We start from the raw sequence: 7,224 nt of genomic DNA on the forward strand, positions 1-7,224 counted from the left end.
ATAACTCCCGAATTTCACAGTCGCTGTATTTCCGCAATGCGGGCAAATCACCTTGTTGTTATCCATATCTCACCTCAAACCAATAATAGGCCCTGGGACTGAAATCAACCAAATGCAAGCAGTAAGTGCTTATTACGCTTGTCCCATGCGGGCACCTGAACTGCAGGGCCATCTGAATACCGAAAATAATCGCGATACCACGGCCAAGGATCAAACGTTGAAGGGGTTCCATCTTTGCCTCGGAACACAACAAACGATGCTGTTCGAGGAAGCGAATAGCACGCCGCGGCCATTGCCAACTCGCCATTCTGGTGCTGTTTGTCATGCTCTGCCGTCCATCCCTCTTCCTGGACCTGGCGTTGTCGTTCCTGTGCGATCAGTTCAACTCCGGTCACTTCTCAAACCTCCTCCGTTTGGGTATTCTGCACCGGCTCAAAAGACAATGGTTTACCTTCTCCTTCGACGGACTTTACCCAATCGCAGCGATCACACTTCACTCGGATGTTTTTCATTTCTTCCTCACTTTGCCCAGTCGTAACAACAACCCCCCCTAAAGGGGGTGTTGTTACGCCACTGGGCAAAAAGCAAGTTTATAATTAAACCTGTAACACCGTAACGCCTGCTATGTAACATGTTATATAACACCGTAGCACCTGCTATGTAACGTGTTATATTCACTACTCAACATGTGATTTTCTCCCCCAATGGCCATCAGGCAACTTGACGAAAGTGTCCTGATAGCGATTAAGTGTGGCTCTTATTACAGCCTCAGACACCTCATTCTCTTCGTCAGATAACACCTCCTGAATTGCCTTAACTGTCAATCCCTTTCCGGTCCCATTGAGGGCGGCAGAGATTCGATCTTTCAGGGGCAATTCTTTTGATAACGTGGGATCCTCCGCGATTTTCGCGGGGTGAATGATGAGGGCGTTTCCATCATCGAACCAGTTGAGTTCAAACCCGATGGGCCGTAATAGCCGACCCTGATTAACCTTTCGATGGAACATCCCCACCGTCATCCGGTCTGACCCGAACTCTTGTGTTTTCTTGATCTCCCATACCGACCGGGCGCAATTCACTTTATAAACGCTCCCGAACGGGGATTTCTTTTCATTGGACTTATTCACATGGTCTACACTGAGGGTGGTTATACCCATACTGCGTAGCGCCATGAAATACGCCAGAACTGCCGTTGCTGATTCCGGCTCTCCTCCACAAGCCGCGCCCACCGAATCGACAATTACCAACTCGGCTTTAGTGTCCAGCGCTAACCGTTGGATAGTCTCTATGTCTGCGGCTAATGGTTGAAAACATCTCCTATAGTTAAGTTCCGCATCAGCAAGGTCCATACCGGTCCGTATCGATTTGATCCGTTCATCGGCTTCTTGTTCTGATGTTTCAAAGTCCAGGAAAAGGACCGGTCCTTTCTTTGGCCACAAATCACACCGTTGCTGGCCTGTTTGCACGAGCAGGCCGAAAAAGTAGCTCAAGTAGCTCTTCCCGGATCCACCAGGCGCGTAAACAAGATTTGCTTCCTTTTCGACCAGCATTGGGGCTAACCTGTATCGCTGTTTATTGTCTCGTGCAGGCAGATTTCCGACTGTGATTAATGGCTGCCCCTCCCTGTGTTTACGGACCACTCTAACGCAAACGCTCTCGATCAACCCATCCCAATCAGGGAGGGCCATGCGGCTTGTCATGTGCTTAGAGAGTGTTTTCCGAGACTGGGCCGAGAGTAGATTGAGGCGTGAATGGTGCATGAATGAATCAACACCCGGTGCGTCAGTGGTGATTTCTATCTCTCCAGTGAGCGAATCTCCAGTTTCTTTTAGCCTATCCATCCGGACGGATATCATTTCCTCTTCAAATCTTATCCGGTAGACGCCGCCGTTGTGTTCAAATGCTGGTGCTTGCATATGCTCCTTCACAACCCCTGGATGGCCTTAATAGTTGGTTCACGCTTGATATCTGAGTTTAATTCTCGGTCGATGGTCGCCATCGCCTGAAATATCCGATGGCGCTTCGATGTGGTCGCTTTGAGCATCCGCACATGAAGTGCTTCCATATCTATGTGTATCCATTGCAGCCAATCTTTAAAATCCTCGATATCTCTTTGCTCTTCCACCTCCATTAAGTAAGATTCCATGTTGCCTGTGTGAAGCATGTTTTGTAAGGCATGCCGCCATAAACCCACCGTTTGTGTATCATCGAGATTGTCGCAGGAGAGTACAAGGATGTGGTCTAGTGTAATCATCTCGATATTGTTAATGGATAGCCATTTAGTGATCGCCCTAAAGAATGATTTGTTATAGTGGCTGATGAAATCACCATCGGATAATTGTCGGGCAAGTTGACGTGCCTTTTCCCGTGCTCCCGCACGGTGTAACGCCAATAGATCAAGCAGCACAATTGACTCTAAATCAGTCCGGTATACTTGATCGTAGATGTCGCGTTCATCGATCACTATAGACTCCCTTGCGTTGGATAACGTTTCTGACCGTAGTCCAGTTTACTGACAGTCCGTGTTCCTCGCGGAGGAAGTTGGTGATTGCCTTATAACCCCAGCCCATTCCGTGACAGCTATCAATTGTTGGAACCATGTCCGGAGGAATAGCCCTCTGACCGCCACGGTAGCGTGATGGATCAGTCACAAAATCAGCCACAGGGGTGGAAATGGGGTGGAATGAATCGTTCTGTACTTGAGAACCGGAGGTATTGCTCTTGAGAGAGCGCTCAAACTCATCAATGATGCGCTGGAATTCCTGGCGCAGGGCCGGTTTATCTTGGATGGATGCTGCGGCGGCTTGGAGGGCGGCGATGGCTTGATCTTTATCCATGCGTCACCACCAGTCCATCGTATGATAGGGAAGTCATCGATTTAACATCAAACAGGCCAGACAATACATTCCCCGGGACGGCTACCCATTCATTGCCGATGAACTCATAAAGTTTGACGCCCTTCCGTATACTGATAGTCATGAACTTCCGATCCCTACAGTTGTGAATCGCGATCCAGGTCATGACGCCCTCTCAAGCCGGTTATCGCCGGCGGTCGCCGGGGGACGCCGGGGGACGCCGGGGGACGGCCCCCATTGAGATTTCGGTTCCCACATTGTGGACAACTGTCGCCTCTATGCGAGACGCTCATTGCTTCTTCTTTCGTATACTCCAACTGGCAGAACTGACAGATGATCACTATGGGGCTGGTTATCTGTTGCATCGGTTGACCTCCCCTTCGGGCATGTTTCGTGCCGCGTCTTCCCAGTTTCATCTACTCGCATCGGGTCGCTGTGTTTGATGATCTTTTGGCAATCCGTGCATATGAGTTCACTGACAAACATCACTCAATTCCTTTGAGGGCATCCCATGTAGCTGGATTCGCACCCGCTGATCCGGTCGATGATCCGGGACGGTTCCAGTTCCTGCCTGTTGAATTCTTGGGCGACGAACTCCCACGCGAGCTCGGCATCTGACTTTGCGCTATTTTTCGTGGTCATAATCACTCCTGTTGATAGATTTGATTAACCGGCCCATCACAGGGGCCCGCTCGAAGAGGTGCCACCAAAAGAGGATGACTCTCGCGGTGGCCTCTATGATCTCATCACTGACGCTCCCATCCGGTAACAGATGTGGGGACGGCATGTCGCTTTTGGCGCGGGACACAAGGGAGGATATATTGGTGCCGCAACTGGGACAGCGGATAGAGTGCCCGGGGACAGTTCGAATATCCTTGCCAGCCAGACCGTGCCGCCCAGCGCCAACATCCTGAATGATGTATTCCTCTACCCATACCTGTAAGGCATAATCAAAGCCGTCCTTGGTAATGCCGGAATTGTCGATGCGGTCTGAACTTTCGCGTGTCATGTCTTCTACCAATCTCCCGCAAGACATTGCGTCTGGTCAAATACGTCACGGGTCAGCCACTCTCCACAGCCCGGACAATTGTCGATGGCCTTGAAGTGCTCATCGTAGTAATAGGCCACCGGAGCAATCCCGTTCCACCGATATTCAACCCATATCCGACACCCGCATTTACAAATCTTGATCATACCCATTCTCCAGTTGACATTACTAAGAGCCCTATCCTATACTCATAGCCAGTTGTGCCATAGTGTCTAACGCCATAGACTGGAGGCATAAATGAACTTTGTCTTCAATAAACTCAGCTTTCCCTGCGTTTTGGCGGTGATTTCGTCAATCGGCTTCTTTTCGGACAATCCTGGCATTGGATGGGGTTTTGGTCTCGCATCTTTTGCCGCATTTTTCTTAGCTCTAAAATTGAAGTGATCATCACCCCGATCACTAGAAGCGTCATCGCAATTAAACCTTGTTCTACACTGCTCATCTTACGATCTCCCCTCCGCTTTCTTGGCGATCGCCACGGGGCATATTGCCACGTGCAAGCACATGATCGGCATTTTGGGCTCGCGGCACAGTTGCAGGCACCGGTTTTTCGGCTCTGTGGGTTTGGATTTTGGTTCAATGGTTTGCGTGGTCATCGAGGGTCTCCAACGGATTGGAGTTCTTCTTCAATCTCTTTCTCAGCCAATGAACCAAATGAACTATCAGTTGCTTTGACTGCCTCAGCAATGGCATCTTCCAGGAAGAGCTTTAAGCTCTTCTTTTGGATCGCGGATGCACGCTTGGCTTCCCAGTACCGCTCTTCACTGATTTGAACTGTTTTAACTTCCATCGAGCCCCCAAAATCTGATATACAGAAATAACTTCTATTTAGTACACATCTGAATATAGCACTAAACTTCTGTATTGTCAACATTTTGTTAAAAACTATTGACTTGTATCTGTTTTACTGATATCCTGTTGTTCCAAGAGAAATAAAATATGAAAGGAGGTGAGAATGTGGAGAAAGTGGATCTTAGTAAAGAATCCATAGGCCAGCGAATCAAGAGAGCTCGTCGGTGGATCGATATGACTCAAGGGGAGTTGGCGCAGAAACTGGACCTAAGCCCAAGCGGAATATCGAATATTGAAACTGGAGAGAGAAGGGTTGACCTTGACATGCTGCCAAGGATAGTAGAAGCGACAGGGCAGAGTCTGCTCTATTTTCTCGGGTTGGAACCTTTGAACGAAACACCAGAGGGTTTTGAACGTGGGCCAAGTGGTACATCACTCGATGAGGATGAGGCTGAAGATGTGGCGGCCTGCCTTATTGCTTGATGGAGGCGACGGGCGGATTCGAACCGCCGAATAGAGGTTTTGCAGACCTCCGCCTTAACCACTTGGCCACGTCGCCTAGATTTGCATATGGAGCGGAAGACGAGATTCGAACTCGCGACCTTCTCCTTGGGAGGGAGACGCTCTACCGGACTGAGCTACTTCCGCACTCTTGATGATTGGTGCCGAGGGCGAGACTCGAACTCGCATAGGCTTACGCCCACCACCCCCTCAAGATGGCGTGTCTACCGATTCCACCACCTCGGCTTTTAATCTGGCAGGGGCGGCAGGATTCGAACCCGCGACCTGCGGTTTTGGAGACCGCTGCTCTACCAGCTGAGCTACACCCCTACGAATCTAACTTGGGGTACTTACTACCCCTCGGACACTGATTTGATCACGGATTGATCACGAACTTTCAAACCGCGCTCCAGTTTCTTGACAGCCTCTACTTCCATATCGGGCGTTATATGGCCATAAATGCCCAATGTGGTGCTGATACTGCTGTGGCCCATCATTTGCTGAACCACCTTAATGCTCACGCCTTCCCTTAACAGCTTGCTCGCAAAACTGTGCCGGAGATCATGTAGTCTCAGCTCCGCACAGCCGATCTTCTTCATAATCTTCTTGCAACTGTGTGTCAAGGTGCTTGGCTCAATGGGCGTCCCGTCAATCGCCCCGAATATCAAGCTTGATTCTTTCAATTCTGCCCCAAAGGTGGCCAGTTGCTCCTTCTTCTTATCTTTTAAATTACGCAGCATGACGCACATATTCGGCAGTAACGGAATATTCCGCTTTGATCCCTTTGTCTTGGGTGGTCTGATCACCCACCCCTCCACGGGAATGCGCTGGAGTTGCTGAACCACGCTTAACTGCATGAATTCCAAGTTCACGTCCACCCATCTCAAGCCAAGCAGTTCGCCACGCCTTAAACCGGTGAACAGCAGCAAAGTCAAAGCCTCCCTGAACTGGCTGGCTTCAACCTCTTCCAAGAAGGCATCGATCTGCTGATCAGATAACATTCCCATCTCAGGAGCATGGTATCGGGGAGCGTCCACCCCCGAGCAAGGATTCCTGGCGAGCAAATTCTGTTTGACTGCCGCGTTGAGCGCCCGTCTCAAGACTGCATGGACATTCTTGGCCGTCTTAACCGAAGCGCCCGTTTCAATGATCTCACCATACATCTTATTGATCTGGCTCGGGTGCAGTTGTTGAAGCGGAACGGCCCCGATCTTTGGTATCAGGTGAAACTCAACGATGGTTCGATACCCTCTGTGAGTTGCTGGGCTTAAGCTCGGCGCGTATCCCTTCAGCCAGTCACGCAAGTATTCCGCCATGGTGAGCCGGCTGGACTTTATGAAGATACCGGCATCCATATTGGCCAGCATCTCCCTAAGCGCCTTTTCGGCTTCCGTTTTGGTGCCGTGGATCGTCATCGTCCGCTGCTTTCGCTGCCCGGTTATCGGATCAGGAACATCGAACCGCGCCGTCCAGCTACCCTTTGCCCTCTTCTTCAAGCTTCCAGTTGCCATACGCTTAACCCTTCTATTATACCTAGATACCTCCAGTTAATTCAATCCTTGAAGCCGAATTCACTCATGAGTTCAGTCGGGATCAAGTCGAGTTCTTCGGCTGCTGCTTTCATGTTTACATGTTGATGCTAGCCCTCGTTTCCTTCCGCTCATAATCAAGGTTAATCCCATAATACGTGTACACCAAATGTACATGATATTACCGATAATCCCTATGTTAATTTCAGGCTATCAGATGTAATAAGGTGCGTCAAGGAGGGAATAGAATGGCAAATACCAAAGTAGAAGTAGAAAAGCTGGGGGTGAGCCCATAATAACGGGTATCACAGAGATACTCGTTATTACCGATAATTCCTATGTTAACTTCAGGCTAGCAGATGCAATAAGGTGCGAGGCCGTTTAAGAATAGGGGTTAAGAATACCCTGAAAGAAGTTGACACGGTTTTTGAAACCGACGTTTTGACGTTCAAGTGACATTCTCATAGGTTAAGCCCTCGGTTTTGAGGGTTTGAGCACT

The 7,224-nt window shown here is 49.6% G+C and carries 12 protein-coding genes and 4 tRNA genes; 1 reads left to right on the forward strand and 15 read right to left on the reverse strand.

Annotated features, from left to right (window positions below):
• Nucleotides 1-104: 104 nt before the first annotated feature.
• The 10 genes from PHV74_13865 to PHV74_13910 form a co-directional block, all read right to left on the reverse strand.
• On the reverse strand, nt 105-395 hold the full coding sequence (locus PHV74_13865; protein MDD5095446.1) for a hypothetical protein: 291 nt from the start codon (nt 393-395) through the stop codon (nt 105-107).
• A 282-nt stretch (nt 396-677) separates the two neighbouring features.
• Entirely contained in the window at nt 678-1,916 is a 1,239-nt protein-coding gene (locus PHV74_13870; GenBank protein ID MDD5095447.1) for an AAA family ATPase, read from the reverse strand.
• An 8-nt stretch (nt 1,917-1,924) separates the two neighbouring features.
• The gene (locus PHV74_13875) at nt 1,925-2,464 is read right to left on the reverse strand and encodes a hypothetical protein (protein MDD5095448.1); all 540 of its coding nucleotides are present in this window, start codon (nt 2,462-2,464) and stop codon (nt 1,925-1,927) included.
• Nucleotides 2,454-2,837, reverse strand: a complete 384-nt coding sequence (locus PHV74_13880) for a hypothetical protein (GenBank protein ID MDD5095449.1) — start codon at nt 2,835-2,837, stop codon at nt 2,454-2,456. The genes PHV74_13875 and PHV74_13880 overlap by 11 nt, the downstream gene beginning before the upstream one ends.
• Nucleotides 2,830-2,979: a hypothetical protein gene (locus PHV74_13885; protein MDD5095450.1), complete on the reverse strand. Its 150-nt coding sequence runs from the start codon at nt 2,977-2,979 to the stop codon at nt 2,830-2,832. Before PHV74_13885 ends, PHV74_13880 begins: the two co-directional genes overlap by 8 nt.
• A 365-nt stretch (nt 2,980-3,344) precedes the next feature.
• Nucleotides 3,345-3,497, reverse strand: a complete 153-nt coding sequence (locus tag PHV74_13890) for a hypothetical protein (GenBank protein MDD5095451.1) — start codon at nt 3,495-3,497, stop codon at nt 3,345-3,347.
• Nucleotides 3,481-3,864 carry a hypothetical protein gene (locus PHV74_13895; protein MDD5095452.1) on the reverse strand — a complete coding sequence of 128 codons (384 nt, stop codon included), beginning with the start codon at nt 3,862-3,864 and terminating at the stop codon, nt 3,481-3,483. The genes PHV74_13890 and PHV74_13895 overlap by 17 nt, the downstream gene beginning before the upstream one ends.
• Before the next feature lie 5 nt (nt 3,865-3,869).
• The gene (locus PHV74_13900) at nt 3,870-4,049 is read right to left on the reverse strand and encodes a hypothetical protein (GenBank protein ID MDD5095453.1); all 180 of its coding nucleotides are present in this window, start codon (nt 4,047-4,049) and stop codon (nt 3,870-3,872) included.
• A gap of 297 nt (nt 4,050-4,346) precedes the next feature.
• Nucleotides 4,347-4,499 (reverse strand): hypothetical protein, encoded by a 153-nt coding sequence (locus PHV74_13905; GenBank protein MDD5095454.1) that lies wholly within the window; start codon nt 4,497-4,499, stop codon nt 4,347-4,349.
• The gene (locus PHV74_13910; protein MDD5095455.1) at nt 4,496-4,693 is read right to left on the reverse strand and encodes a hypothetical protein; all 198 of its coding nucleotides are present in this window, start codon (nt 4,691-4,693) and stop codon (nt 4,496-4,498) included. Before PHV74_13910 ends, PHV74_13905 begins: the two co-directional genes overlap by 4 nt.
• 167 nt (nt 4,694-4,860) lie before the next feature.
• Here PHV74_13910 and PHV74_13915 point away from each other — a divergent pair, with 167 nt between their 5' ends.
• On the forward strand, nt 4,861-5,178 hold the full coding sequence (locus PHV74_13915) for a helix-turn-helix transcriptional regulator (protein ID MDD5095456.1): 318 nt from the start codon (nt 4,861-4,863) through the stop codon (nt 5,176-5,178).
• Here PHV74_13915 and PHV74_13920 read toward each other — a convergent pair.
• From PHV74_13920 to PHV74_13940, 5 genes are all read right to left on the reverse strand, one after another.
• Nucleotides 5,179-5,254: transfer RNA gene (locus PHV74_13920), tRNA-Cys, on the reverse strand.
• 12 nt (nt 5,255-5,266) lie between these two features.
• Nucleotides 5,267-5,343: transfer RNA gene (locus PHV74_13925), tRNA-Gly, on the reverse strand.
• Between the two features lie 12 nt (nt 5,344-5,355).
• Nucleotides 5,356-5,442, reverse strand: a tRNA-Leu gene (locus tag PHV74_13930).
• A gap of 8 nt (nt 5,443-5,450) precedes the next feature.
• Nucleotides 5,451-5,526: transfer RNA gene (locus PHV74_13935), tRNA-Trp, on the reverse strand.
• A gap of 23 nt (nt 5,527-5,549) precedes the next feature.
• Nucleotides 5,550-6,707 (reverse strand): tyrosine-type recombinase/integrase, encoded by a 1,158-nt coding sequence (locus PHV74_13940; protein MDD5095457.1) that lies wholly within the window; start codon nt 6,705-6,707, stop codon nt 5,550-5,552.
• Nucleotides 6,708-7,224: the final 517 nt, after the last annotated feature.

It is taken from the genome of Dehalococcoidia bacterium, from assembly GCA_028711995.1.
Taxonomy (GTDB): Bacteria; Chloroflexota; Dehalococcoidia; order SZUA-161; family SpSt-899; genus JAQTRE01.

Bases quoted from the DNA above. Each gene is read 5' to 3' on its own strand.
- PHV74_13870 (MDD5095447.1), bottom strand. From the start codon at position 1,916: ATGCAAGCACCAGCATTTGAACACAACGGCGGCGTCTACCGGATAAGA.
- PHV74_13880 (MDD5095449.1), bottom strand. From the start codon at position 2,837: ATGGATAAAGATCAAGCCATCGCCGCCCTCCAAGCCGCCGCAGCATCC.
- PHV74_13885 (MDD5095450.1), bottom strand. From the start codon at position 2,979: ATGACTATCAGTATACGGAAGGGCGTCAAACTTTATGAGTTCATCGGC.
- PHV74_13890 (MDD5095451.1), bottom strand. From the start codon at position 3,497: ATGACCACGAAAAATAGCGCAAAGTCAGATGCCGAGCTCGCGTGGGAG.
- PHV74_13895 (MDD5095452.1), bottom strand. From the start codon at position 3,864: ATGACACGCGAAAGTTCAGACCGCATCGACAATTCCGGCATTACCAAG.
- PHV74_13900 (MDD5095453.1), bottom strand. From the start codon at position 4,049: ATGATCAAGATTTGTAAATGCGGGTGTCGGATATGGGTTGAATATCGG.
- PHV74_13905 (MDD5095454.1), bottom strand. From the start codon at position 4,499: ATGACCACGCAAACCATTGAACCAAAATCCAAACCCACAGAGCCGAAA.
- PHV74_13910 (MDD5095455.1), bottom strand. From the start codon at position 4,693: ATGGAAGTTAAAACAGTTCAAATCAGTGAAGAGCGGTACTGGGAAGCC.
- PHV74_13940 (MDD5095457.1), bottom strand. From the start codon at position 6,707: ATGGCAACTGGAAGCTTGAAGAAGAGGGCAAAGGGTAGCTGGACGGCG.